Below are 24143 nucleotides of genomic sequence, written 5' to 3' on the forward strand. Positions count from 1 at the left end.
GGGCCCGGCCCGCCCCGGGCCCCCCCCCACCCCCCGCGCGGGGGGCGGGGGTTTGGGGGGGCGCGCCCCCGGGCGGGGGGGGGGGGCCGGGGGCGGGCGCCCGGCCCCCGCCGACCCGGGGCTGTTCGTTCCCTACGCCTCGGGGATGATGCGACCGAAGGCTTCGAGCGTGATCGCCTCGGGTTGCGGGCCACCGCGCTTGACGGTGTCGAGGGCGTCGATCTGCGAGAGTTCGTCGAGCGTGAGGTCGAAGTCGAACACATCGAAGTTCTCCGCGATGCGTTCGGGCCGGATCGACCTGGGGATGACTTGGATGCCCTTCTGGATGTGCCAGCGGAGCATGACCTGCGCGGCGGACTTGCCGTGCTTCTCACCGATGGCCAGCAGCACCGGGTCATCGAAGCTGCGTCTGGCGGAGTCCCGGTACGACGTGATCCAGCCGATCGGCGACCATGCCTGGGTGAGGATGCCGTGTTCCCGGTCGAGAGCCTGCAGCTGCGTCTGCTGGAAGTACGGGTGCACCTCGATCTGGTTCACGACCGGAACCACGGACACCTCGTCGAGCAGTCGGGAGAGATGCTCAAGCATGAAGTTGCTCCCAGGCGTGCAGCGTCTGGTCGTACCCGTAGTCGCTGATCCAGACCTTCGTCTCGATGAAGACGTCCTCCCGCTTCACCCCCGATTCTCGGATGCCCGGCACCGACACTCATCCTCTGGCTGAGGCACGCAGCGACACCTTCGTCGATCGGTGGAAACAAAAGGCGCAGGCGTGGTTGGCATACTGTAGGCACTCTTCGCTCACCGCCCTGAAAGGTTGCTCATGACGTCGGACATTCCGCTCGGTCTGGCTGATCAGCCGCTATCGGCCAAGATCTACGAACTTCTGCGTGAACGGATCATCGAAGGGGTTCTACGGCCGGGGGAACGGATTCGTGAACGCGAGCTCGCCGCGGAGCTGAACGTCTCCCGCATCCCGATCCGGGAGGCGATGCCTCGGCTGGAGGCGGAGGGCTTCATCAGAACCCTTCCGCGGCGGGGCGCCGTCGTCACGGAGATGACCCTCAACGATGTCGAGGAGCTGTTCGCGGTGCGGTCGAGCCTCGAAGTGCTCGCCGCGAAGCTGGCTGCGCAGGCATGCGCCGCGGGACGCTCGCCGGAAGAGCTGTTCGATCGACTGGCTGCCTCCGAAGCGGCGTTGGAGGGTGCTGACGACGCGGCGATCGCTGCCGCGAACTCCGCGCTGCACGAAGAGATCCTGAACCTGTCGTCGAACTCGTTGCTCATAGGCCTGATGGGGCCCATCAATGGGCGCGTGCGACGGCTGTTCCGACTCGAGGCGGAGCGGGATCAGCGAGTTCTCTGCGCCGAGCACAAGAAGCTGTGCGACGCCATCGCGGAGGGCAACGTGGAATGGGCCGGCGCTCTCGCCTACGCACATGTGGAGCACAGCCGCGTCGATTCGCTCCGGCTCATCCGCGAGCGCCTGGAGTAGCTCGTGAAAGCGGTTTGGTCTACCAGATAGGCGAAACATTCAATTTACGTCCGCGCTGATCCGGCGAAACACGGGAATGGAATCTTGTATACCAAGTTCCTCCTCCCGAAGGGTCACCGGTGTACGAATTGCTCCACCTCCTCGACGGCACGCTGCCGGACGGCTCCCGCGTCGATCTGACGATCGCTGACGGCCGCATCCGCTGCGTCGCACAGGCGAAGGAGCCGTCCGAGCGCGGGTCCCTCGCTGTCGCGTCGGCCGGTTTCGAGGATGCGGTGCGAACCGGCGCGGTGTCACGCGAGACCACCATCGACCTCGGGGGGCGGCTCGTCCTCCCGGCGCTGGTCAACGGCCACGCCCACCTCGACAAGACGTTCGTCGGATCGGGATGGCAGCCGCATCGCCCGGGGACGACGGTGGGGGAGCGCGTCACCGCCGAGCGGGCGATCCGCGACGAGCTCGACGTGCCGGTAGCGGAGCGGGCCGATGCCCTCGCTGCCGCCATGATCGGCTTCGGCACCGGCACGGTGCGCACGCACGTCGACATCGATCCGGCCGTCGGGCTCGCATCGCTGGAGGCGATCCTCGATCTTCAGGATCGCCTGCGCGACACCCTCCGCGTTCAGGTCGTCGCGTTTCCGCAGAGCGGGATCATCGCGTCCCCCGGGGTGGGCGCCCTCCTCGAAGAGGCGCTGCGCGCTGGTGCGGATGCGATCGGCGGCCTCGACCCGCTGGGCTTCGACCAGGACGCAGAGGGCCACCTCGACACCGTGTTCGATCTCGCCGCGCGCTACGACGTCGGCGTCGACATCCACCTGCACGACCTCGGTGAGCCGGCGCGGCGCCAGTACGCCATGATCGCCGAGCGGACGCGACGTCATGGCCGGGCGGGACGGGTGGCCGTGAGCCACGCGTACGGGCTCGGATCGATCGGTGTCGACCAGGCCCGACGCGTCGGTGCCGAGTTCGCAGCCACCGGTATCGCCGTCATGACGAACGGCCCGGCCGGGCCGATGCCGCCGGTTCTGGCGATGCGCGCCGAGGGCGCGACGGTGTTCTCGGGCTCCGACAACATCCGCGATGCCTGGTGGCCCTACGGCGACGGCGACATGCTCGCCGTCGCCCGCCAGGTCGCCTACCAGTCCAACTTCCGCACCGACGAGGAGCTCGGCGTCGCACTGGATCTGGTCACTGCGTCCGCCGCGCGGGCCCTCGGTGTGCACGACTACGGCGTGCACGAAGGGGCCGTCGCCGATCTTCTCGTCATCGACAGTCCGTCTCCGGCCGCCGCTGTCGCCGCCCACCCCGCATCCCGGCTCGTGCTGCACGGCGGACGCATCGTCGCCGCCCAGCTCGCGTCGGCCCACGTACTCGCGCCGATCACGCTCGACGCGATGGCCACCCGGCCCTGATCCACCCCGTTCCTGCAGCACCCGACCATCCACAACCCGGAGTGAACATGAGAACCAACAGGACCCGAGTACTCGGCGCCATCACGGCAGGACTCGCCGTGGGTGCGCTCGTCACCGCCTGCGCGAGCGGCTCGGCGACCCCCTCGTCGTCGAGCGACCGAGACGACACCGTCATCATCGGCACAGGAGCCACGCCGCAGACGCTCGACCCGATCCTCGCCTCAGACGTGCAGACCGACTTCACGGTCGGCGGCGCCTACGACAAGCTCATCGACTACGACGACGACGGCGCGATCGTGCCGCTGGTCGCCACGGAGTGGACGTACAACGGCGACGCGACCGCCGTCACCCTCACCCTTCGCGACGACGTGGTGTTCCACAGCGGGAATCCGCTCACGGCAGCCGATGTCGTGTACACGCTCGACCGCATCGCTTCCCTGGGGATCGGGGTGTCATCTTTCCTCTCGTCGTATGCCTCGAGCACCGCGGTCGACGACACGACGGTGGAAATCGCGCTGAACGGCACCAACACGACCTTCGTCGGAGCCCTGAGCAAGGTGTACATCCTCGACTCGGCGCTCGTCTCCGAGAACGAGGGCAGCGACCAGGGTCAGGCGTGGCTCGCCACCAACGACGCCGGCTCCGGGCCGTACGTCATCACCGACTACACCGCCAACCAGCAGGCCACACTCGAGCGCTTCGAGGATTCGTGGCGCTTCGACGAGCACCGTCCCGACAGCCTCGTCTACCGCTACATCACCGAGAGCTCCACCCTGCGCGACGAGCTCAAGTCCGGCGGCGTGGACGTGGTGACCGGGCTCACCGGCACCGACCTCGACGCCCTCGCCTCGCAGGACGGCGTCTACCCGCAGGAGCTGTCGAGCATGCTCCAGCTGTTCGTCATGATGAACACGCAGGACGGCATCACGGCCGACCCGAAGGTACGTGAGGCGATCCAGCTCGCCTACGACTACGACGGGCACATCTCGTCGATCCTGAGCGGGCGTGGCCAGGTCGCCACAGGCCTCACCGCCCCGAGTGTGTCGTGTCGCGTCGACACCGGTGCCGCGAAGCAGGACGTCGCGGCGGCGAAGGCGCTGATCGCCGATGCCGGCGCCGAGGGCCAGACGCTGACGCTCGCGTACCAGTCGCAGATTCCCGAGCACCAGAAGGCGGCGACGCTGCTGCAGTCGAACCTCAAGGACATCGGGATCACGCTGGAACTCAAGACGGTCACGTACCCGGAGTACGTGGCGATGATCGAGTCGCCTGAGACGACCCCCGACCTGGCGCTGCTGTGGGACTTCCCCTACTACCCGGAGATCGGTCCCATGCTCTACCGGGTCTACGACTCGCAGTTCATCGGCCAGACGAACTACGCGCAGTACTCCAACCCGAATGTCGACGCGCTGCTCGAGCAGGGGATCGCGACCGTCGACCCCGACGCCGCATGCGACCTCTTCACTCAGGCGCAGGAGTTGATCCTCGCCGACGACGTCAGCGTGAACATCTCCAACCCGACCACGACGGTCATGCTGCGGGACGGCATCGAGGGCCTCGAGTACGCCCCGACCTACCAGCTCTTCGACCCGAAGATGCTCGTCCTGGCCGACTGACACGCCAGGTGGCTCCGTCCGTCGACCGATGGACGGAGCCACCCCCCCGACAACCCGAACCGAGGAGGCCCGCATGGCGACGTACATCGCGAAGCGGCTGGGGCTCGCCCTGCTGAGCGTGTGGGGCATCATCACGATCGTCTTCTTCATGACCAAGCTCATCCCGGGCGACGCCGCGCGCGTGGCGGCGGGTCGCACGGCCACAGCCGAGCAGATCGAGCAGGCGCGCCAGCGCCTGGGGCTGGATCTCCCGGTGATCGAGCAGTACTTCCTGTTCCTCGGCAAGGCGCTCCGCGGCGATCTCGGCCAGTCCGCGTCGACCCACCAGAGCGTGGTCGGCGATCTGGCCAACACCGTTCCCACGACGCTCCAGCTGGTGGTCGTCACCATGTTCGTGACCATCGTCGTGGCCGTGCCGCTGGGTGCGCTGTCGGCGGCGCTGCGCGATCGGGCGCCGGACGTCTCGGCGCGCATCCTCTTCGTCCTGGCCGGCGGTGTTCCCGTCTTCTGGCTGGCGATCCTCCTGCAGTGGGTGTTCGCGTCGAATCTCGGCTGGTTCCCGATCTCCGGAGCGAACTCGTTCGGGATGGCGCCACCGGACGTCACCGGCTTCACCCTGGTCGATTCGCTCATCGCGGGCAGCCCGGCGATGTTCTTCGACTCCCTCGCCCACGTGATCCTGCCCGCGCTCGCCCTCAGCGCGCCGTTCATGTCGACGATCGCCCGCAACGTCCGTTCCAACCTGATCGGCGCACTCGACACCGACTACGTGTCGTTCGCGATCTCGAAGGGCGCGGGCCCGTACCGCGTCGTCGTCCACCACGGACTCCGCTCCACGATGGGATCGACGCTCACCCTGCTCGGCATGCAGTTCGGCTGGATGATGGGCGCCGCGCTGCTGGTGGAGAGCGTCTTCGCGCTCCCCGGCATCGGCACCTACCTGAATCAGGCGGTGCTCAACCAGGACACCTTCGCGGTGCTCGGGTGCGTACTCGTCATCGGCATCGTCTTCACCGTCGCCAGCCTGGCCGTCGAGCTGCTGCAGATCTGGACCGATCCCCGGGTTCGCGAGTCCCACCTGACGGGAGCACAGGCATGACACTGACATCGACCCCGCCCGAAACGGAAGCGCCCGACCTCGACGGAGCCACACCGGCGTCCCGCGCGACCCGGGCCTCCGAGTGGCTCTCGCCCGCCGGCCTCGGCGGCGGCATCTCACGCGGACTCCGCGGTCTGTTCGGGCACCGCGCGGCGGCGCTCGATCGGGTGGCCGTCGTCGTGTCGATCCTCCTCGTGGTGATCGCCGTCATCGGACCGTTCATCGCCCCGTACGACCCCTACCTCGCCAACCCGGCCGACGCGCTGCTGCCGCCGAGCGCCGCGCACTGGATGGGCACCGACGACGCCGGCCGGGATGTGCTCTCGCGGCTCTTGGTCGGGGCCGCCACGACTCTGCTCGCGGCGGTCGCGGTCGTCCTCATCTCGACCGTCGTCGGGGTCCTCATCGCCTGCGCGGCGGTGCTCTCCCCGCGCGGCGTGGACGCGACGATCATGCGCATCTGCGACATCTTCATGGCGCTGCCTGCGATGGTCCTGGCGCTCGGGATCGCGGCGGCGCTCGGTCCCTCGCTCGGCTCCGTGGTGCTGGCCATGGTCATCGCCATGTGGCCGGGCACGACCCGTCTGGTCCGCGGCATCCTCCGCGTCACGATGAATGCCGCCTACGTCGAGTCGGCCCGCGTGAACGGCATCAGCCGGTTCTGGACGCTCGTCCGTCACGTGCTGCCGAACTCGCTCGACTCCGTCTACGTGCAGGCGAGCATGGAGATCTCGGGCGCCGTCGTGCTCATGGCGGGCCTCGCGTATCTCGGCGTCGGCGCCCCTCCCCCCAGTGCCGACTGGGGCGCGATGGTCGCCCAGGGACGCGAGTACATCACCACCGCATGGTGGGTGGCGACGTTCCCCGGCCTGGCCATCACCGTCGCGGCGATCGCCTTCGGACTGCTCGGCGACGCCATCCGCGTCCGGCTGGACCCGAGCCTTCGGAGGAAGCGATGACCCCGCCTGTTCTCGAGATCACCGGCCTGACGGTGAGCGTCCCCGACTCGACGCGTACCGACGGCGGTCGCGGCGCCTTGACCCTGGTCGACGGCGTGAGCCTCACCCTCGAGCGGGGCGAGCGCGTGGCCCTCGTGGGCGAGTCGGGGTCGGGCAAGTCCATGACCGCGAAGGCCGTGATGCGACTCGACCCCACGGTGGACCTCGCGGGCTCGATCCGCGTCGCCGGTCACGAGGTGATCGGCGCACCCGAGCGCACCGTGCGGCGGCTGCGCGGCTCCGCGGTGTCGATGGTGTTCCAGGACCCGATGACCGCGCTCAACCCGGTGCTCACGATCGGCGATCAGGTGACCGAGCCGCTTCGTCTGCGGGGAGTGCCGCGCCGCGAGGCGCGGGCGAGAGCCATCGCGATGCTGGACCGCCTCGGCGTGCCCTCGGCCGCTTCCCGCATGGACGCGTACCCGTACGAGTTCTCAGGCGGCATGAGGCAACGCGTCGTGATGGCCGCGGCCCTCATCGGCGGCCCCGACGTCCTCATCGCCGATGAGCCGACCACCGCGCTGGACGTGCGCGTGCAGGAACAGGTTCTCGACCTGCTCGAGGAGCAGTCGCGCGAGCTGGGTCTCGCGGTACTCCTCATCACCCATGACCTCGCGATCGTCGCCGGCTTCGCGCATCGCGTCGCCGTCATGCGTCACGGGCGCATCGTCGAGGACCGCACGGTCGACGACCTGTACGCCGCGCCGCAGCATCCCTACACCCGCGGTCTGCTCGCTTCGATCCCGAGCGTCGACGACGACCCGACGGCTCGCCTTCGGACGGTGGACGACGTGATGAAGGAGGATGCTGCGCTCGCGGCGTCCGCGACCGCTCTGGAGGTGCGGCGATGACCAGCCCTGTTCTGCCGGTCGACGGCGTCGACCTGCGCGTCGAGGACCTGACCAAACGATTCGGGCGCGGCGCGCGCGAGTTCACCGCGGTGGATCGCGTGTCGTTCCGGCTCGGCACCGGTGAGACCCTCGGCCTGGTCGGCGAATCCGGCTCGGGCAAGTCGACCACCGTGCGATGCCTCATGGGCCTCGAACGGCCGCAGGCCGGCACCCTCACGTACAACGGGCTCAATCTGCGCCGCATGACCTTCAAGGCCGAGCGAATCTTCCGTTCGCAGGTGCAGATGGTCTTCCAGGATCCGTACTCGAGCCTCGACCCCCGCATGACCATCGGGCAGATCGTGGCCGAGCCGCTGCGGGTGCACACCGACCTGGACGTCGCGCAGCGTCGTGCCCGCGTGGGGGAGATCCTCGAGCGGGTGGGGCTCGAGCCCGCCCACATGAAGCGGTTCCCGCGCAGCTTCTCGGGTGGCCAGCGCCAGCGCATCGCCATCGCCCGCGCGCTGGTCGTGCGACCCCGCGTGCTCGTGTGCGATGAGCCCGTCTCGGCGCTGGACGTGTCCGTCCAGGCGCAGGTGCTCAACCTCATCAAGGACATGCAGCAGGAGTTCGCGCTCTCGGTGCTCTTCATCGCGCACGACCTGGCCGTGGTCCGGTACCTCTGCGACCGACTCGTGATCCTCGAGAAGGGTCGCGCGGTCGAGCAGGGCACCCGCGACCAGGTGTACGGCGATCCGCAGCACCCGTACACCCGATCCCTGCTGGAGGCCGTCCCGCGGGCCGATCCCGCCGGCGAAAGGGAGCGCCGCCTGCGGCGCCGCGAATCCACCATCACCCCATCAGAAACGGAGACCGCCGCATGACGCGCATCGGAACCGACGTCAAGTTCATCGACGGGGCGACCCATTTCGGGGGACCGCTCGAAACCCTCCGCGACGTCGCCGCGCTCGGCCTCGAGGGCGTCAACGTGCGCACCCTCGACGAGATCGCGCCGACGCTGGACCGGGCGTTCCTGACCGACTTCGCCCAGCTCGCAGCCGAGCTCGAGCTGTACGTGGAGATGGGCGTCGGCAAGGTCAACCCGTATATGACCGCTGAGCTGCCGCGCGTGCGCGCCCTCGGCGACGGCAGCTACCTCGCCGGCATGGAGCGACTGCTCACCACGTGCGCCGAATTCGGCTGGACCGAGACGTGGACGGCGGTCGGCGGCTTCAAGCCGTACCCGGGCATCTTCTTCACCGACCGGTTCCGGACGGATGCTGCGTGGGAAGACCAGCTCGCCGCGATCGAGCGCTTCCTGCACCGCCTCGCACCCGTGCTCCGCGACACCGGCGTGCGCCTGAACCTCGAGACGCACGAGGAGATCACGACCTTCGAGCTGCTCCGGCTCATCGAGTCCGTCGGCGACGACGTGCTGGGCGTGTGCCTCGACCCTGCCAACCTCGCGGTCCGGGCCGAGGTGCCGCTGGAGGCGATCGCGCGGATCGCGCCGTACGTGCGTACGACGCAGTTGCGGGATGCCGCGCTGTGGCGCACCGACGTCGGCCTGTCGCGCTTCATCGCGCCGTGCGGCGAAGGGGTGATCGACTGGCCGGCGGCGCTCGGCCTGGTGCTGGAACACCACCCCGCCCTGAACCTCACGATCGAGCCCATCGGGCGCGTCCGCGCCGAGATGGCCCTGCACACGTCCGACCCGACCTGGCAGGCGGGCCATCCCGATCTGACCGATGCGGCGCTCGGCGAGCTGTTCGCGCTCGCCGAGGCCTACGAGGCCCGCGCGGCGCGCGGCGAGGCCGAGACCCTCGCGCAGTTGCGCGCACTCCGGCCGGACGCGGAGCTGGTCTCGTTCCTGCTGGCATCCGCCGACCACCTGCGCGCGGTGCTCGCCGAGCTTCCGGTGGCTGCGGCCGTCGGCATCCCGAACTGACAGAAGGAGAACCTCATGACACTCACCCAGCCCGCCGAGACCGTCGTGCTCGACGAACTCGCCACCGCCGTCGCCTGCGACGTCGTGCTGCCCGGCGACGAGGGATACGACCTCCTCCGCCGCGTCTGGAACGCCGACATCGACCGTCACCCCGCGGCGATCGTCCGCGTCCGCACCGCGCAGGACGTGTCGGACGCGCTGCAGTGGTGCGTCAGCCGGGGCCTGGCCGTGACGGTGCGGGGCGGCGGCCACAACCTCGCCGGCACAGCAGTCGCCGACGCCGCGGTGCTCATCGACACCGCGCTCCTGAACGACGTGGTGTTCGACTTCGAGGCCGGTACCGTCTCGGTCGGAGCAGGATGCCGGTGGGGCGACGTCGATCGGGCGGCCCAGCCGTACGATCTCGCGGTGCCGGCGGGGGTCGTCTCGCACACCGGAGTCGCGGGGCTCACGCTCGGCGGCGGCTTCGGCTACCTCGCCCGAGTCCACGGCGCGACGGTGGATCACGTGGTCGAGATCGAGGTGGTCGTCGCCGACGGCCGCATCCTCACCGCGAACGCCGAGCAGAACCCCGAGCTGTTCTGGGCGCTGAAGGGCGCCGGGCACAACTACGGCATCGCGACGCGCTTCACCTACCGCACGGTTGCGCTTCCTGGACTCGCCACGGTACGGCAGGCGCTGTATCCGGCGTCGGATCGCAAGGGCATCCTGCAGTTCTTCCGGCAGTGGGGTCCTGACGCTCCGGGCAACATCGGCACCTACATCCGCCTGCTGCGCGCGCCCGAGTACTGGACCCAGATCCCCGCGGAGCACCGCGGAGAGCCGATCATCTCGGTCGCCACCGTCTACTACGGAGACCCCGTCGACGAGCCCGCCGAGACGGCCGCCATGTTCGCGCACGGCACGGCGATCTACGAGAGCCTGCGCACGATGCACCACGCGACGCTGCAGCACGCCACCGACGATGAGTTCCGCTACGGCGTCGCGCACTACTGGAAGCACCTGTTCCTGCAGGACCTCTCCGACGACGCCATCGACACCGTCATCGAGCACAGCGACGCCTACACCGGCCGCGCCCTCAACTCGAGCGCCCATATCGCGCACCAGCTGATGTGCCCGTTCGAGATCCTCGCCGGCCGCCGCGAGCCGCGCGACTCGTCGAACGACTCGACCGCGGGCGTGGGATCGCCGTTCGCCGCGAACATCGGCGCCGACTGGGAGTACCCGGGCGAGAAGGCGCCGCTGGTCGCCTGGGCGAAGGCCTTCGACCGGGCGCTGGCGCCGCACAAGGCGGGCACGTACATCAACTTCACATCTGTCGCCGGCGACGAGTCCGTCGCGCGCGCCGTCTACGGCGACAAGTACGACCGTCTGGTCGCGGTGAAGACCGAGTACGACCCGGCCAACGTCTTCTCGCGCGGGCTCGTCGACCTCAGCGACAACGCCGGAGAGCTCGCGTGACCCGCAGGGTCGGCACCGACACGAGCAAGTTCCCCGGTGCCGCGGAGCTGGGCGCGATCGGCACGCTGGAGAGGATCGCCGCGCTGGGACTGGAAGGCGCGTTCTTCCGCAGCGCGTTCGAGCTCAGCCCGACGCTGGACGCGGGGGAGCTGTCGGCGGTGGCGGATGCTGCGGCCGACCTGGACCTCTACCTCGAGGTCGGCGTCGCGAAAGTGAACCCGTTCGCGACGCCGGAGGCGCCGCAGATCCGGGCGCTCGGCGAGGGGGACTATCTCCTCGGAATGGCGCGGATCATCCGCGCCGTGACGGCGGTGGGCATCAGCGAGCTGTGGACGGCGACTGCCAACTACCAGTTCCGCATCCGCGGGATCTACGCGTGCGACCGGTTCCGCACCGACGTCGACTGGGCGGACCAGCTCGCCGCGACGGCCAAGGTGCTCGACCGTCTGGCGCCGCTGCTGCGCGAGACCGGGGCCCACCTCAACATCGAGACGCACGAGGAGATCAGCTCGTTCGAGGTGGTGCGGCTCGTGGAGGGCGCGGGTCCGGACGCGTTCGGCATCACGTTCGACACCGCGAACGTGCTCGTCCGCGGCGAGGACCCCATCGCGGCCGCGCGCAGGGTCGCTCCGTACACGCGCTCGACGCACGTGCGCGACGTCGCACTCCATCGCACTGATGACGGCATCGGCCGTTTCCTCGCCCCGGTCGGGCGCGGAGTCATCGACTGGGACGCGCTGCTGGGCGAGCTCGACCGCGGAGGCGCCATCAGCAACCTGTCGATCGAGGGCGTGATCGGGATGAACGCCGAGATGCCGCTGTTCGTGGACGACCCACGGTGGTGGGCCGCTCACCCCGATCTCACGCGCGCGGAGTTCTCGGTCGTCGAGTCGCTCACCGCCGACTACGAGCAGCGTGCGGGGGCGGGCGACGTGCCCTCGCTCGCCGAGCTGCGCGGGCCGGTCGATTCGCGCCAGGCGCTCGCCTTCATCACCGACAGTGCCGCCGGGCTGCGCGCCGCGCTCGCCGCACGACAGCCGGCGATCGCCGGCTGACCGCTTCACACCCCCGAGGAGAGAAATGACCCTGACCATCGTCCCCAACTCCGTCGCTGTCGACAGCGACTACTTCCCGACCCTGAGCCTGGCCGAGCGCGATCGCCGCTGGGCGAACGTGCGGGCGTTCCTGTCGGACAACGGCCTGGACGCGCTCGTCGTGTTCGGGCAGGGCCGCAACGCCAACGACTCGTACCTCACGAACGAGGACGCCCACGCCACCGTCGTGTTCACGCCGACCGACGAGCCGCTGTCGCTGCTCGGTGACGTGCCGATCAACCGCTACGACGGCGCCGGCGCCCGATACGAGCGCTGGACCGACAGCTGGCTGCACGGCAACCCCATCGCCAACCTGACAGCGGTGCTCAAGGAGCGCTCGCTCGACGCCGCCACCATCGGGGTCGTCGGGCTGACCAGCCGTGCCGTCGGCCAGTGGAACGGCGTCATCCCGTTCCGGACCTGGAGCGCCGTGCTCACCGCCCTTCCGTCGGTGGTCTGGGTCGACGTCTCGGATGCCTTCGAGACGCTCACGCAGTTCAAGAGCGAGGAGGAGCAGGAGATGATCCGCAAGGCCGCCGCCCTCGGCGAGGCGGCCTGCGCGGCTTATGTCGACGCCGTTCGGGTGGGGGTGCGCGAGAGCGTGCCGACGGCGGCCGCGGTCAACGCGATCATCGCGGGAGGCGGCTGGATCCGCGCCCCGTTCATCCTTGAGCGCGCGGGCTCGCACCGGTTCGGCTGGGGCCAGCCCGAGTGGTTCGGCATGGGCGGTGCTCCCTACGCCCTGCAGAAGGGCGACAGCATCGCCTCCGAGATCTTCGCCTACTACGGCGGCTTCGAGTCGCAGCAGCAGATCGACGTCGTGCTCGGCGAGCCCGACAAGCTGCTGCGCGAGCTCGAGGACGTGTGCCTGGAGTCGTACCACGCGGGGCTCGCGGCGCTCCGCCCTGGGCTCCGGTTCGCCGAGCTCGCCGCGATCATGGACGAGCCGCTCAAGCGCTCCAAGACGTGGAACACCGGCCCGATGGTGCAGACGGTGTCGGGGGTGCTCTACAACTCCGCCACCCGGATCGACCCCAGCGTCGACCCCGCACTCTCGCACCTGCCGAAGCTGCCGTCGGGCGTGGGGCTGGACGGCGACTTCGAGATCGGCGAAGGCGTCGTGTTCGCGATCGAGCCCAACGCGCTGCGCGATGGCAAGCGCGTCTGCATCGGAGGCACCGTGATGCTGAGCAGCCGCGGCGTCGAGGAGCTCAACACGATCCCCAACCGCCTCGTGGTGGTGGACGCGTGAGCACCGTGAACCTTCCGTCCGCCGATGACGCGGCGGCGACCGGCGCCCTGCGGGTGGGCCCGGCGGTCCTGGCCGCGGGCGCCGCGACGGGTCCGCTGGCCGGAACCGTCACGGTCACGAAGGACCTCTTCGACGTCGCCGGCCAGCGCATCGCGGCTGGAAACCCCGACTGGCTCGAGGACGCCGAGCCGGCGGCTGCGAACGCGGTGGCCGTGCAGCGCTGGGTCGATGCCGGTGCCACCGTCGTCGGCATCTCCCACACCGACGAGCTGGCGTTCAGTCTTTCCGGCACGAACGTGCATTACGGCACTCCGCGCAATCCCCACGATCCCGAACGGATCCCGGGCGGTTCGTCGAGCGGATCCGTGGCGGCCGTCGCCGGCGGCCTCGTCGACTACGCCCTCGCCACCGACACGGGCGGATCGACCCGCGTGCCGGCGTCGTACAGCGGTGTCTTCGGCATCCGCACGACGCACGGCCGCGTGCCGATGGCTGGTGTGGTGCCGCTGGCGCCGCGCTTCGACACGGTAGGCGTGCTCGCGAGCACGGGCGCGATGCTCGAGCGGGCGACGCGTGTGCTGCTCGGCACCCCGGCTGCGCAGACGGATGCCTCCACCGCCGCCCCGGTGACGCGCATCGTGCTCGCCGACGACGTGCTCGCCCTGGCCGATCCCGACACGGCCGACGCCGTCGCGGCGGCGGTGCGGCGACTCGGGGAGGATCTGGACGTCGACGTCGCGAACACCGAGCTCGCCGGACCGCAGCTGCTCGGCGACTGGCGCGCGGCATTCATGGCGCGGCAGATGCCCGAGATCTGGCAGACGCACGGCGCGTGGGTCACGCGGCGGAATCCGTCGTTCGGCCCCGGAGTCGCCACGCGCATGAACGATGCCCGCAACGCGTCGCGCGACGGCATGCATCTCGCCGACGACGCACGCGTCGAGGTGCTCGCGGGCCTGGACGCCGCGCTCCCCGAAGGTGCCGTGCTCGCGTTCGCCGCAGCATCCGGTCCCGCCCCTCGCGTGGATCTCGACGCGGCGGCCAAGGGATCCCTCCGCGGCCGCACCATCGCGATGACCTGCATCGCAGGTCTCGGGGGACTGCCCGCCGTATCGCTGCCGCTGGCCGAGGTCGACGGTCTTCCCGTGGGGGTCTGCCTGGTCGCGCGACCCGGGGAGGACGAACTGCTCCTCGCCGTGGCCCGCGCGGTCGACGCCCTCGTCGCGCACGCCGAGTACGCGGCATGACCCGGATCGGCGATCTCGCCGCGGCCTCCGCGAGCATCGTGCTCACGGATGCCGCGGCGCCGGGCATCAGCGGACGCGTCGACGTCCGCATCACCGGCAGCGTGATCGCCGACGTCTCGCCGGCCGGCGCGACGGTGCCTCCTGCCGACGCGACGGTCGTCCCGCTCGACGGACGCGTCGTGGCCCCTGCGTTCGTCGAACCGCACCTGCACCTCGACAAGGCGCTGCTCGGCACGCCGGCCGAGGGTGGCGACCTCGGCGCGGCCATCGCGTTCACGGCGGAGCGCAAGCGCGCGTTCACGCACGCCGACGTCGAGGCTCGCGCGGAGCGCGTCCTCGCCGCGGCACTCCGCGCCGGAACGACCGCGATCCGGGCGCAGACCGAGGTCGATCCGACAGTGGGGCTCTTGAGCATCCAGGTGATGCGCGAGCTCGCCCAGCGCCATCGAGCGTGGCTCGAACTGCAGATCGCGGTGTTCCCGCAGGAGGGCATCCGCGCACGCCCGGGAACGCTCGCGCTGATGCGGGAAGCCCTGACGCTGCCGGGCACGATCGTGGGCGGCTGCCCCTACACCGAGTCCGACGCGGCGGACGCGCGCGCACACGTCGACCAGGTCCTCGATCTCGCCGCCGAGTTCGGCACGCACGCCGACCTGCACCTCGACCTCGCCGACGACACGAGCGACGAGCGTTTCGCTCTCGCCGGGTACGTCGCACGGGCCACGCGCGAGCGCGGTCTCGAGGGCCGCGTCGCGATAGGGCACGTCACGACGCTGGCGGCCATGGAGCCGGGCGAGCGCGGGCGGGTGCTCGACGACCTCGCGAGTGCGGCCGTTTCGGTCGTGGTGCTTCCCGCGACCGACCTGTATCTGATGGGGCGGTCGGATGCCGCGAATGTGCGACGCGGCATCGCCCCGGTGTCCGACCTCTGGGCGCACGGCGTGCGCACCGCACTGTCGTCGAACAACCTTCGCAACGCGTTCACCCCGACGGGCCGCGCCGATCCGCTCGACATCGCGCTCCTTGCCGGCCGGGTCGGTTTCGCGTCGAGCCGCGAGGACTTCCTCCGCCTCCACCGGGCAGTGACGACGGATGCCGCTGCGGTGCTGGGCTCCGAGCGGGCTCGCGGTCTCACCGCCGGGGCGCCTGCCGACCTCGTCGTCTTCGACAGCACCGAGCCCGACACCGTGGTGCTCGACCAGCCCGCGCGGCTGCTCGTCCTCGCCGGAGGCCGGCCCGCTTACTCCGCGACGCTCGAGGAGTCGTTCCACGACGTGCCGCTGCCCGCGTAGTGGCCGCGGGCTCGCTGAGAGGCCGTGGCCGTGGCCGCCTTCGGAGCCTGTGCGTCCCCGGCCGTGGCGAGTCGTCGCTAGCTCCGCCGCACGCGCGCGAAATCCGAGGTGCGGATGCGGGCGTGCACCCCGGAGACGAGGTCGACGACCTGTGTGACCTCGAAGTCGGTGGCCGCACTGAGATAGGCGAGCGCGAGCTGCGGGGCCATGCCGTAGCGCGAGCCCAGGAGGGCCACGGCGGCGCGGACGCACTCCCGCATGGCCTCGTCGAGGTCGGCATCCAAGCCCATGGGCACCAGGTGCTCGGCGGTCTCGGCGACCGGAGCGACCAGCTCGCCGAAGTCGCGCAGTGCGGTCTCGGCGGGGATCGCCGTGATCTCGAGCGTGACACGCAGCGATGCCTCGAGCGCCGTGAGCGCCACCTCGCCGCCGCCCTGCGCGAAGTGGGGATCGCCGACGTACGCCCCGGCACCCTTCACCTGCACGGGGAGGTACAGCGAGGCGCCTTCGACGAGCAGGTTGAGATCGATGTTGCCGCCGTGCCGCCCCGGGGGAACGCTGTGGGGGCGCGTGTCGGTGTCGGAGGCGACGCCCATGATGCCGAGGAACGGAGCGAGCGGGAACCGGACGTCACGGTCGCCGCCCTCGACGAGGGGGAGTCGCCCCGTCCAGATGCCCTGTTCGTCGCGTGCGATCGGCGTGAACACGCTCACGTTGCCTGGTGCGAGCGGGAACTCGCCGGCCAGGGCGCCGCGCCCGTGCCTGTTGGAGATCACGCCGTAAGGCACACGGGGAGTCGTGTCGAGCACCGTGATGCGCAGCAGATCGCCGGGTCGCGTGTCGGCCACATCGATCGGCCCCGACACGATGTGCGGGCCATGCCGGGACGGATCGCGCTCGTCACGTGAGCCCGCGAGTGCGACCGCTTCGTCGAGCAGGAGGTCGGCGCCGATACCGTGCGAGCCGAACCACGCCCGCGGGTCGCGGCCCTGATCCTCGAGCAGACCCTCGTGGCTGAGGGTGTCGACGACCACGTGGTCACCTGACGAGAGACGGATGCGGGCGGCATCGCCCCCGATCGGCAATTCGCCCCAGTACAGGTGCTCCGGCTCGGGTGCGAGGTAGGCGACGTCCGCCGGCAGCCGCTCGCCCGCCCGGAGCACACCCCGGTACTCACTCACCGCGAGCTCCTGCCGGCTCGGGCCGCGCGACGTGGCCGACGATCGCGACCAGGATCGTGATGAACGCCGGCACGGCGATCCCGAACCACAGGCCGACGTGAAGCGTCAGCGCACCGAGCGCGGCGCCGGCCCCGATCAGCGCGATCGCGCCCAGGCGGCGTGCCCAGGGGTGCCCCGCGCTTCGTCCGCCGAAGATCGAGTCCGCGGCGAGGCCCGTCAGCGTGGAAGTCACGACCACCGTGGTGACGTCCTTCACCGCCAGATGGCGCGCAGCCCCCGCCTGAAGCCCCATCGCCACGGCGAGGACGCCCGTGATGACGGCGAGGAGGGGCTCCCCAGGCGACGGGAGCACCAGCGTCGCGAGGCTCGTCAGCGCGAGGGTCGTCCCGACGGCCGCGAACGCGACGGTGCTGCGGATCGTCCATCCTGCCGCGAGCCCCCGCAGCAGCCGGCCGGCGAAGGCCGCGCCCACCGCGAACCCGAGCAGCGCGACCGCGGGGCCGATGATGGGCAAGCCGTCCGCGCCGACGAGCGCCATCCCGAGGATCACGACGTTGCCCGTCATGTTGGCCGTGAAGACACGGTCGAGGCCGAGGTATCCCACCGCGTCGATGACGCCCGTCGAGAAGGTCAGCGCGAGCATCATCGCCAATTGCACACCGGCAGGGTTGCGACGCAGGGCGGCCAGGCCTTTCGGCCGTCCGACCGGGTCCTCTCGTCGCGCTCGGACATCGCGCGGCTCCGCCTGTTCGCCGCCGCCTCCTGCTCGCTGCGCGAGAGTCCCGTCGTTCGCGCGCGGCGTGATGTGGGCGGCGAGGATGCGCCAGCCGGCTCGGCTGCGGATCCACACCTGCGTCTGTACGCCCATGCCGCCGGCCGCGTAGTCCGACACCGAGCTGACGACCCAGGCGTCGGAAGACAGTCTGCGTGACTGCATCGCGCTGATGCTCCGCTGGGCCACCCCGCCGCGCACCCGTCGGAACTGCGAGATCGTCGAATGGCCGACCAGCAGCCCGGCGGCATCCGCACGCATCGGCTCGTCGCCCTCCGCGAAGAGTTCGTCCATGACGCCCAGATCGTTCTCGACGACCGCGCGCTCATAGCGCCAGAACTCTGTCGACAGATCCCGGGGCAGCATCTCGGTGTGGCGCGTCGATTCGGTGTCCATGGATCTCCTTGCGTGGTCCGCAGATGGTATACAGAATGCCACCTGCGGTCGGATCCCTCCGCGCGCGAAATCGAAAGTTAACAATCGGATCCCGTATCTCGGCCGCGGCCGCGGCCGCCCCCGCCCGCCCGGCGCCTGCGAGCCAGCGGGTACGCGAGGCTCCGCCGAGCTGCGGGAGCCGAGGCGGCACCGTCTCAGCCCGTGGAGCGGAGCAGCGTCGCATGACCGCCGGCGACCGGTGCCCCCGAGACGCCGCGCCGGATCAGGCCGCCGCTGCGCGCTGTGACCGGGCGAGGATCCAGCTCGTGAGCCCCGTCAGGAGGAGGACGGCGACGATGATCAGCCCGAACGAGTCGAGATTCGTCGCCGCGATGGTCTGCACCGGCGCCCACTGCACCCCGGCGGAGTCGACCAGCACGCCGCACAGTCCGACCGTCCCGACGATGAAGGCGACCGCGACCGACAGCGAGAGGAGCGCCGCGTTGTAGCGCCGTCGCCGCTCCGGGTCACCAGCCGACCATCGATAGAGCCTCGCCGTGACGATGCTGTTGATCCCGTCGCACGCCACCATCCCGGCGGTGAACAGCAGTGGCAGAACCATCGCGGCGTACCAGGGCATGACGATGCCCGCCCCGCCGGCGATGAGGAGCAGCGCGATCGTGGATGCGGTGTCGAATCCCAGTCCGAAGAGCAGGCCGACGATGAACATCTTCCACGGCGCGTCCAGGGTCGCCGAGGTGCGCGCGATGAGCAGCGAGACCGCGCCGCCTGCAAGCACCGTCTCCGCGCGCGCGGAGGCACGCCCGCGTGCGCGACGAAGGAGGCGGACGAGGATGACGAGGTTCGCCGTCGCCATCGCGAGCAGGAACAGGCTCGACACGGTCGGCCCCCAGACTCCGGTGAAGATCGCCAGGGGCGAGTGATCCGTTCCGATCTGGGCGGTGAGCGCGCCGACACCGGCGGTCACGAGGCCGACGGCGACCAGTACGACCGTCGAGTGCCCCAGCGCGAACCACAGGCCGACGCTCGACGGGTCCTCGCCGTCCGCCACCAGCTTGCGGCTCGTGTTGTCGATGGCCGCGATGTGGTCGGCGTCGAAGGCGTGGCGCATGCCGAGCACGAACGCGGTGATGGCGAGACCGATCCCGAAGGTGGAGGTGCCCGCCCGATAGTCGGCGGGCGCCACCACGACCGCGAACAGCACCCAGCTCAAGACGAGCAGCGCGCCCGCCAGGATCAGCACGCCGCGCGCGGACAGGGTCATTCGATTCATTGGATGCTCCGTTCAGGCGACCTGCGCCGGCTCCAGGGCGGGCTGGGCGGCACGGGCGAGCTCCCCGCTCAGCGGACTGTCATGGGCGGCGTCGCCGAGGTAGCGCAGCACCGCACCCCCGCGTTCGAACTCGAGACGGGTCGCTCCAGCGACCTCGTCGAGCCCCGCGTGGTCGCCGACCGCGATCCTGCTGTCGACGACCCGCGCCGGACCGAGGACGCCGGGCACGCGCATGTCGCCGCGCACCTCGAGCGTCTCTCGCAGGAGGGGACCCCGCTCGTCGCGGATGTCGGTCTCGGCGGTCAGCTGCCCGCCGCGCTCGCCGGCGCGGCCGAGCACGAGGGTCTCGCGCAGGATCGCCGACGAATCGGGGGCGAGCGTCATGGTGAGCGACCGCGTCAGGCGACCGGCATCCGTGATCACGGTCGGAAGGCCCTCCCACACGAGGTGGGCGTCGCGTGCGAGGTCGGCACGAGCGTGCCACTGCGAGGCTTCGCCGAACTCGCCCGGCCGTCCGTAGACGACGAGGCCGCCGATGTCGACGAGGCGGAGCGTGCAGCCTTCGCCGACGGTGATCCCGATACGCACGTCGTCTCCGGGCAGGAGCATCGCGCGTCCCGCGACCAGCGCCACCTCGACGGATCGGCCGTTCCGGCGAACCAGCCGCGGCACGACGAGCTCGCCCGCGAGGGTGCACGACGCACCCGCCCCGCGCGGGGAGACGTCGACGACGGTGGGGTTCACGGGATCACGGGTTCAGGGGTGCACGTGATCGGCGTGGCTGTGCGCGGGCTCGCCCGCGGCGTGCGCGTGCGGCGCCTCGCCGTCCTCGTGCGTGTGGAGGACGCCGTTGCCGTCCTCATCGGCGTGGAAGTGGGGTGCCATGGGGCCGGGGTCCTGAGGGATGTGGGAGCCGGCGCGGTGCGCGGCCAGCATTGCCAGAACCCACTGGCGCAGTGCGGCCACCGACGGTCCGTCGGTACGCGAGAGCGCGAGGACCGGTCGGCCATCGCGCGCGGCGGTGGCGTCGGCGACCATCAGCGGGACGTCCACCCCGACGTAGGGGGCGAGGTCTGTCTTGTTCACGACCAGGAGATCCGCGCGGCCGATGCCCGGTCCGCCCTTGCGTGCCACGTCGCCGCCGCCGGCGACGTCGAGCACGAAGATCTGCGCGTCGACGAGGGCGGGCGAGAACGTCGCGGTGAGGTTGTCGCCACCGGATTCGATCACCACCATGTCGAGCGGCGCGAAGGCACGCTCGAGGTCTTCGGCGGCCAGGAGGTTCGCCGTGACGTCGTCGCGGATCGCCGTGTGCGGGCACGCGCCGGTCTCGACCGCGATGATGCGCTCGGGCTCCAGCACTCCCGCCGAGCGGAGGAAGCGGGCGTCCTCGTCGGTGTAGATGTCGTTGGTGATGACGCCGATGCGGATCTCGTCGGCGAGGGCGCGGCAGATCGTCGCGATGAGCGACGATTTGCCGGTGCCCACGGGGCCGGCGACGCCGAGGCGCAGAGCGCGGGATGGGGTGGATTCAGGCACGGAAGAGCCTCCTGGTGGATCGTGCGTGGACTTCGGCCCACGCTTCGGACTGTGGTGCGGTGAGTGCGGGGATGCCGTCAGGATCGGTGACCGCGGCGACCTCGCCGAGGCGGTCATCGATCGCGGCGCACAGCTCGGCCACGAGCGACACGAGCTCGAGCGGGTCGCGCGGCTCGAGTTTGAGCACCGCGGCGGCGGCGGCCTGCATGTCTTCGTAGACCACGAGCCGGGCCAGCTCGAGGGCTGGCACGTCGAGCCCGGCGGCGATGACGCCGAGCACGCAGGGCCTCGGGGGCGGGGTGGCGCGCTGGCGCCAATCCGCGATCACCCCGTCACCTGGGAGCATCGTGGCGCCGACGCGCAGGTAGCCGCGGGCGAGCACCCGCGCGGCATCCCGTTGCGCACGGCTCGGAGTCCGCGCCGCCCACGCGGTCTCGACGGCATCGAGGTCGCCGCGCGTGAGGCGTGCGTGCCGCGCGGCCACCGCGGTGCCGGCCTCGACGAGCGTGGTGGTCGTGACTCTGCCGCGCAGGAACGCGGGCAGATCCGCCGGGTCCACGCCGGCGCTCACCGCGGGCTCGACGCCGGCGGAATGCGCGTGCCCGCCCGACGGCAGCCGGGCGTCCGCCAGCAGCATGGCAGCAGTGGAGGAAGCGAGCGGAGGCATCAGAACAGCTGGTACAGCTGGGCGAGGGGGAGGCGTGCGGCCGGTGCGGGCTCCACGCGGTCGCCGTCGATGGAGATGTCGAAGGTGTCGGGCCGGATGTCGATGGTCGGGAGTGCGTCGTTGTTGCGCATGTCGGCTTTGCCGACCTCGCGCGTCGACCGCAGCGGCAGCAGCCGGCGCGTGAGTCCCAGGCGCTCCTCGAGCCCGGCATCGAGGGCCGCGGGGGCGACGAACGAGACCGAGAGGGAGCCGCCGATCGCGTCGGCGAACGACGGACGCATGAGCACGGGCTGCGGGGTCGGGATGGAGGCGTTCGGATCGCCGAGCGCCCCCCACACCAGCCCGCCGCCCTTGACGACGACGCTCGGCCGGAACCCGAAGAAGCGCGGGTCCCACAGCACCAGGTCGGCGAGCTTTCCTGCCTCGACCGATCCGACCTCGCCGTCGATGCCGTGCGCGATCGCCGGGTTGACGGTGTACTTGGCCACGTACCGGCGCGCTCGCTCGTTGTCGGCGGGAAGACCTCCGCCGAGGGACCCGCGGCGGGCCTTCATCACGTGCGCGACCTGCCAGGTGCGCGTGATCACCTCGCCGATGCGCCCCATCGCCTGAGCGTCGGACGACGTGATCGAGATCGCTCCCATGTCGTGGAGGATGTCCTCCGCGGCGATGGTGGTGGCACGGATGCGGGACTCGGCGAACGCGAGATCCTCGGGTACGCCGGGGTTGAGGTGGTGGCACACCATGAGCATGTCGAGGTGCTCGGCGACCGTGTTCACGGTGTGCGGAAGCGTCGGATTGGTCGATCCGGGGATCACGTACGGCAGGCTCGCGATCGACAGGATGTCGGGGGCGTGACCGCCGCCGGCACCCTCGACGTGGAAGGCATGGATGCTGCGTCCTGCCATCGCCGCGATGCTCGACTCGACGAACCCCGCCTCGTTGAGGGAGTCGCTGTGAAGGGCCACTTGCAGCCCCCACTCCTCGGCGGCGCGGAGACTGGCGTCGATCGCTGCGGGCGTGGATCCCCAGTCCTCGTGCACCTTGTACCCGGCCGCGCCGGCGAGCGCCTGCTCCTCGAAGGCCGCCGCCGACACCGTATTGCCTTTGCCGAGCAGCAGGACGTTCACCGGCAGACGGTCCAGGGAGCGGTGCATCTGCTCGAGATGCCAGGCACCCGGGGTCACCGTCGTCGCCTTCGAGCCCTCGGAAGGCCCGGTGCCGCCGCCGACGACCGTCGTGATCCCCGAGGCCAGCGCCTCGTGGATCTGCGAGGGGGAGAGTAGGTGCACGTGGGAGTCGATGGCGCCCGCGGTGAGGATCTTTCCTTCGCCGGAGATCACGTCCGTGGAGGGGCCGATCACGAGCCGCGGGTCGACCCCGTCGGCGATGTCGGGATTGCCGGCGCGCCCGATGCCGGCGATGCGGCCGTCACGGATGCCGACATCCGCGCGCACCACACCCCACCAGTCGAGGATGACCGCGTTGGTGATCACGGTGTCGAGCGCTCCATCGGCGCGGGAGACCGTGCTCTGCGCCATCGACTCGCGGATCGACTTCCCGCCGCCGAACACCGCCTCCTCGCCGCCGACCGTGAGATCGTCCTCGAGCTCGATCCACAGGTCGGTGTCGCCGAGCCGGATCTGGTCTCCCGTGGTCGGACCGTAGATGGCGGCGTACCGCTCGCGGTCGATGCGCACCATCAGGAGACCTCCGTCGATCGGATCTGGATGCCGGGCACACGGCGGTGACCGCGCAGCGCCACCGCGGGGACGCGCTTGGAGACTCCGGGCTCGAACCTCTCCGAGGTGCCGGAGGGGATGTCGAGCCGGAAGCCCGCTGCGGCCGCGCGATCGAACTGCAGCGCCGCGTTGACGTCGGGCAGGTGGATGTGCGAGCCGATCTGCACCGGCCGGTCGCCCGTGTTGAGGATCACCAGCTCGACGCGCTCATCGCCGGCGCGATCTGCGTTGAGCTCGATCCAGCCGGGTCGTACCCGGATGGCGCCGGGTCCGGATGCTGATCCTGATGCCATCGCTGCTCCCTCAGTCGATCGGGTGGTGAAGGGTGACGAGCTTGCGTCCGTCCGGGAAGGTCGCCTCGACCTGCACGTCGGCGAGCATGTCGGCGACGCCGTCCATCACGTCGCCGCGGGTCAGCACCGTGCGCCCTTCGGTCATCAGCTGCGCCACCTCCGCGCCGTCGCGGGCGCGCTCGATGACCCAGGTCGACAGCAGCGCGACCGCCTCCGGATGGTTCAGCTTGACGCCGCGCTCTCTGCGATCGCGCGCCACCATGCCGGCCACAGCGAGCAGCAGCTTCTCCGTGTCAGCGGGTGACAGGTGCATAGGTGCTCCCTCCTCGTCGATGCGTGTCAGAAGTCTGCCATCGCCTGGAAGCGAGGATGTTCTTCCGCGCGCGCGTAGTTCGCCCGAAACCCCGGAAAATCAAGGAAGCCGGCGACTCCGACGGTCGCACTGTTTACACGCTGGATACGTTCGAGCAATGGCAATGTAATGCCGCGGCTCCATCGTTGGACCACCTGCAGCGCCCGTGCGCTCGGTTCGCACCTCA

At 70.6% G+C, this 24143-nt stretch carries 23 protein-coding genes; 13 read left to right on the forward strand and 10 right to left on the reverse strand.

The genetic code is table 11. The features are described from left to right. Window positions 1-132: 132 nt before the first annotated feature. The gene (locus tag J2Y46_RS19520) at window positions 133-588 is read right to left on the reverse strand and encodes an aldo/keto reductase (protein ID WP_310244715.1); all 456 of its coding nucleotides are present in this window, start codon (window positions 586-588) and stop codon (window positions 133-135) included. 232 nt (window positions 589-820) lie between these two features. Between J2Y46_RS19520 and J2Y46_RS19525 the strand changes: the two genes are divergently transcribed. The 13 genes from J2Y46_RS19525 (at window position 821) to J2Y46_RS19585 (ending at window position 15741) form a co-directional block, all read left to right on the forward strand. Next, window positions 821-1492, forward strand: a complete 672-nt coding sequence (locus J2Y46_RS19525; RefSeq protein WP_084695408.1) for a GntR family transcriptional regulator — start codon at window positions 821-823, stop codon at window positions 1490-1492. A gap of 119 nt (window positions 1493-1611) precedes the next feature. Continuing rightward, complete coding sequence (locus J2Y46_RS19530) at window positions 1612-2904, forward strand: amidohydrolase (RefSeq protein ID WP_310244717.1); 1293 nt, start codon at window positions 1612-1614, stop codon at window positions 2902-2904. Window positions 2905-2951: 47 nt separating this feature from the next. Then, window positions 2952-4520 (forward strand): ABC transporter substrate-binding protein, encoded by a 1569-nt coding sequence (locus J2Y46_RS19535; protein WP_310244719.1) that lies wholly within the window; start codon window positions 2952-2954, stop codon window positions 4518-4520. Between the two features lie 73 nt (window positions 4521-4593). Further along, complete coding sequence (locus J2Y46_RS19540; protein ID WP_310244721.1) at window positions 4594-5619, forward strand: ABC transporter permease; 1026 nt, start codon at window positions 4594-4596, stop codon at window positions 5617-5619. Next, a complete protein-coding gene (locus tag J2Y46_RS19545) occupies window positions 5616-6578 on the forward strand; it encodes an ABC transporter permease (protein WP_310244723.1) in 963 nt (320 codons plus the stop codon). Before J2Y46_RS19540 ends, J2Y46_RS19545 begins: the two co-directional genes overlap by 4 nt. Next, entirely contained in the window at window positions 6575-7468 is an 894-nt protein-coding gene (locus tag J2Y46_RS19550) for an ABC transporter ATP-binding protein (RefSeq protein WP_310244725.1), read from the forward strand. Before J2Y46_RS19545 ends, J2Y46_RS19550 begins: the two co-directional genes overlap by 4 nt. Then, window positions 7465-8331 (forward strand): ATP-binding cassette domain-containing protein, encoded by an 867-nt coding sequence (locus J2Y46_RS19555; protein WP_310244727.1) that lies wholly within the window; start codon window positions 7465-7467, stop codon window positions 8329-8331. Before J2Y46_RS19550 ends, J2Y46_RS19555 begins: the two co-directional genes overlap by 4 nt. Then, window positions 8328-9395, forward strand: coding sequence for a TIM barrel protein (locus tag J2Y46_RS19560; protein ID WP_310244729.1), 1068 nt, complete (start codon window positions 8328-8330; stop codon window positions 9393-9395). The genes J2Y46_RS19555 and J2Y46_RS19560 overlap by 4 nt, the downstream gene beginning before the upstream one ends. 15 nt (window positions 9396-9410) lie before the next feature. After that, window positions 9411-10856 (forward strand): FAD-binding oxidoreductase, encoded by a 1446-nt coding sequence (locus J2Y46_RS19565; protein WP_310244730.1) that lies wholly within the window; start codon window positions 9411-9413, stop codon window positions 10854-10856. After that, a complete protein-coding gene (locus tag J2Y46_RS19570; RefSeq protein WP_310244732.1) occupies window positions 10853-11911 on the forward strand; it encodes a TIM barrel protein in 1059 nt (352 codons plus the stop codon). The genes J2Y46_RS19565 and J2Y46_RS19570 overlap by 4 nt, the downstream gene beginning before the upstream one ends. A 25-nt stretch (window positions 11912-11936) precedes the next feature. Next, window positions 11937-13202, forward strand: coding sequence for a M24 family metallopeptidase (locus J2Y46_RS19575; protein WP_310244734.1), 1266 nt, complete (start codon window positions 11937-11939; stop codon window positions 13200-13202). After that, complete coding sequence (locus tag J2Y46_RS19580; protein WP_310244736.1) at window positions 13199-14449, forward strand: amidase; 1251 nt, start codon at window positions 13199-13201, stop codon at window positions 14447-14449. Before J2Y46_RS19575 ends, J2Y46_RS19580 begins: the two co-directional genes overlap by 4 nt. After that, a complete protein-coding gene (locus J2Y46_RS19585) occupies window positions 14446-15741 on the forward strand; it encodes an amidohydrolase family protein (protein WP_310244738.1) in 1296 nt (431 codons plus the stop codon). Before J2Y46_RS19580 ends, J2Y46_RS19585 begins: the two co-directional genes overlap by 4 nt. Before the next feature lie 77 nt (window positions 15742-15818). Here the strand turns inward: J2Y46_RS19585 and J2Y46_RS19590 are convergent, their stop codons facing one another. The 9 genes from J2Y46_RS19590 to J2Y46_RS19630 all read right to left on the reverse strand — a co-directional run bounded on the left by J2Y46_RS19590 (window position 15819) and on the right by J2Y46_RS19630 (window position 23917). Continuing rightward, on the reverse strand, window positions 15819-16922 hold the full coding sequence (locus J2Y46_RS19590; protein ID WP_310244739.1) for an acetamidase/formamidase family protein: 1104 nt from the start codon (window positions 16920-16922) through the stop codon (window positions 15819-15821). Then, a complete protein-coding gene (locus J2Y46_RS19595) occupies window positions 16915-18090 on the reverse strand; it encodes an AtzH-like domain-containing protein (RefSeq protein WP_310244740.1) in 1176 nt (391 codons plus the stop codon). The genes J2Y46_RS19590 and J2Y46_RS19595 overlap by 8 nt, the downstream gene beginning before the upstream one ends. 262 nt (window positions 18091-18352) lie before the next feature. After that, window positions 18353-19354 (reverse strand): HoxN/HupN/NixA family nickel/cobalt transporter, encoded by a 1002-nt coding sequence (locus J2Y46_RS19600; protein WP_310244742.1) that lies wholly within the window; start codon window positions 19352-19354, stop codon window positions 18353-18355. A 21-nt stretch (window positions 19355-19375) separates the two neighbouring features. Continuing rightward, complete coding sequence (locus J2Y46_RS19605) at window positions 19376-20107, reverse strand: urease accessory protein UreD (RefSeq protein WP_310244744.1); 732 nt, start codon at window positions 20105-20107, stop codon at window positions 19376-19378. Window positions 20108-20119: 12 nt separating this feature from the next. Further along, window positions 20120-20902 (reverse strand): urease accessory protein UreG, encoded by a 783-nt coding sequence (ureG, locus tag J2Y46_RS19610; protein WP_310244746.1) that lies wholly within the window; start codon window positions 20900-20902, stop codon window positions 20120-20122. Further along, the gene (locus J2Y46_RS19615; RefSeq protein WP_310244748.1) at window positions 20895-21539 is read right to left on the reverse strand and encodes an urease accessory UreF family protein; all 645 of its coding nucleotides are present in this window, start codon (window positions 21537-21539) and stop codon (window positions 20895-20897) included. Before J2Y46_RS19615 ends, ureG begins: the two co-directional genes overlap by 8 nt. Window positions 21540-21568: 29 nt before the next feature. Then, window positions 21569-23272, reverse strand: a complete 1704-nt coding sequence (locus J2Y46_RS19620) for an urease subunit alpha (protein WP_310244750.1) — start codon at window positions 23270-23272, stop codon at window positions 21569-21571. Then, window positions 23272-23604, reverse strand: coding sequence for an urease subunit beta (gene ureB / locus J2Y46_RS19625; protein ID WP_310244752.1), 333 nt, complete (start codon window positions 23602-23604; stop codon window positions 23272-23274). Before ureB ends, J2Y46_RS19620 begins: the two co-directional genes overlap by 1 nt. Window positions 23605-23614: 10 nt before the next feature. Beyond that, a complete protein-coding gene (locus J2Y46_RS19630; RefSeq protein ID WP_310244753.1) occupies window positions 23615-23917 on the reverse strand; it encodes an urease subunit gamma in 303 nt (100 codons plus the stop codon). Between the last annotated feature and the right edge of the window lie 226 nt (window positions 23918-24143).

It is taken from the genome of Microbacterium sp. BE35 (genome assembly GCF_031457705.1).
In the GTDB taxonomy this organism is placed as follows: Bacteria; Actinomycetota; Actinomycetes; order Actinomycetales; family Microbacteriaceae; genus Microbacterium; species Microbacterium trichothecenolyticum.

Excerpts from the sequence above, each read along its gene's own strand:
- J2Y46_RS19540 (WP_310244721.1), top strand. The coding sequence starts at position 4,594 with ATGGCGACGTACATCGCGAAGCGGCTGGGGCTCGCCCTGCTGAGCGTG.
- J2Y46_RS19575 (WP_310244734.1), top strand. The coding sequence starts at position 11,937 with ATGACCCTGACCATCGTCCCCAACTCCGTCGCTGTCGACAGCGACTAC.
- J2Y46_RS19565 (WP_310244730.1), top strand. The coding sequence starts at position 9,411 with ATGACACTCACCCAGCCCGCCGAGACCGTCGTGCTCGACGAACTCGCC.
- J2Y46_RS19520 (WP_310244715.1), bottom strand. The coding sequence starts at position 588 with ATGCTTGAGCATCTCTCCCGACTGCTCGACGAGGTGTCCGTGGTTCCG.
- J2Y46_RS19555 (WP_310244727.1), top strand. The coding sequence starts at position 7,465 with ATGACCAGCCCTGTTCTGCCGGTCGACGGCGTCGACCTGCGCGTCGAG.
- J2Y46_RS19550 (WP_310244725.1), top strand. The coding sequence starts at position 6,575 with ATGACCCCGCCTGTTCTCGAGATCACCGGCCTGACGGTGAGCGTCCCC.
- J2Y46_RS19595 (WP_310244740.1), bottom strand. The coding sequence starts at position 18,090 with ATGGACACCGAATCGACGCGCCACACCGAGATGCTGCCCCGGGATCTG.
- J2Y46_RS19620 (WP_310244750.1), bottom strand. The coding sequence starts at position 23,272 with ATGGTGCGCATCGACCGCGAGCGGTACGCCGCCATCTACGGTCCGACC.
- J2Y46_RS19560 (WP_310244729.1), top strand. The coding sequence starts at position 8,328 with ATGACGCGCATCGGAACCGACGTCAAGTTCATCGACGGGGCGACCCAT.
- ureB (WP_310244752.1), bottom strand. The coding sequence starts at position 23,604 with ATGGCATCAGGATCAGCATCCGGACCCGGCGCCATCCGGGTACGACCC.
- J2Y46_RS19525 (WP_084695408.1), top strand. The coding sequence starts at position 821 with ATGACGTCGGACATTCCGCTCGGTCTGGCTGATCAGCCGCTATCGGCC.
- J2Y46_RS19535 (WP_310244719.1), top strand. The coding sequence starts at position 2,952 with ATGAGAACCAACAGGACCCGAGTACTCGGCGCCATCACGGCAGGACTC.
- J2Y46_RS19600 (WP_310244742.1), bottom strand. The coding sequence starts at position 19,354 with ATGACCCTGTCCGCGCGCGGCGTGCTGATCCTGGCGGGCGCGCTGCTC.
- J2Y46_RS19585 (WP_310244738.1), top strand. The coding sequence starts at position 14,446 with ATGACCCGGATCGGCGATCTCGCCGCGGCCTCCGCGAGCATCGTGCTC.
- J2Y46_RS19545 (WP_310244723.1), top strand. The coding sequence starts at position 5,616 with ATGACACTGACATCGACCCCGCCCGAAACGGAAGCGCCCGACCTCGAC.
- J2Y46_RS19615 (WP_310244748.1), bottom strand. The coding sequence starts at position 21,539 with ATGCTGCTGGCGGACGCCCGGCTGCCGTCGGGCGGGCACGCGCATTCC.
- J2Y46_RS19630 (WP_310244753.1), bottom strand. The coding sequence starts at position 23,917 with ATGCACCTGTCACCCGCTGACACGGAGAAGCTGCTGCTCGCTGTGGCC.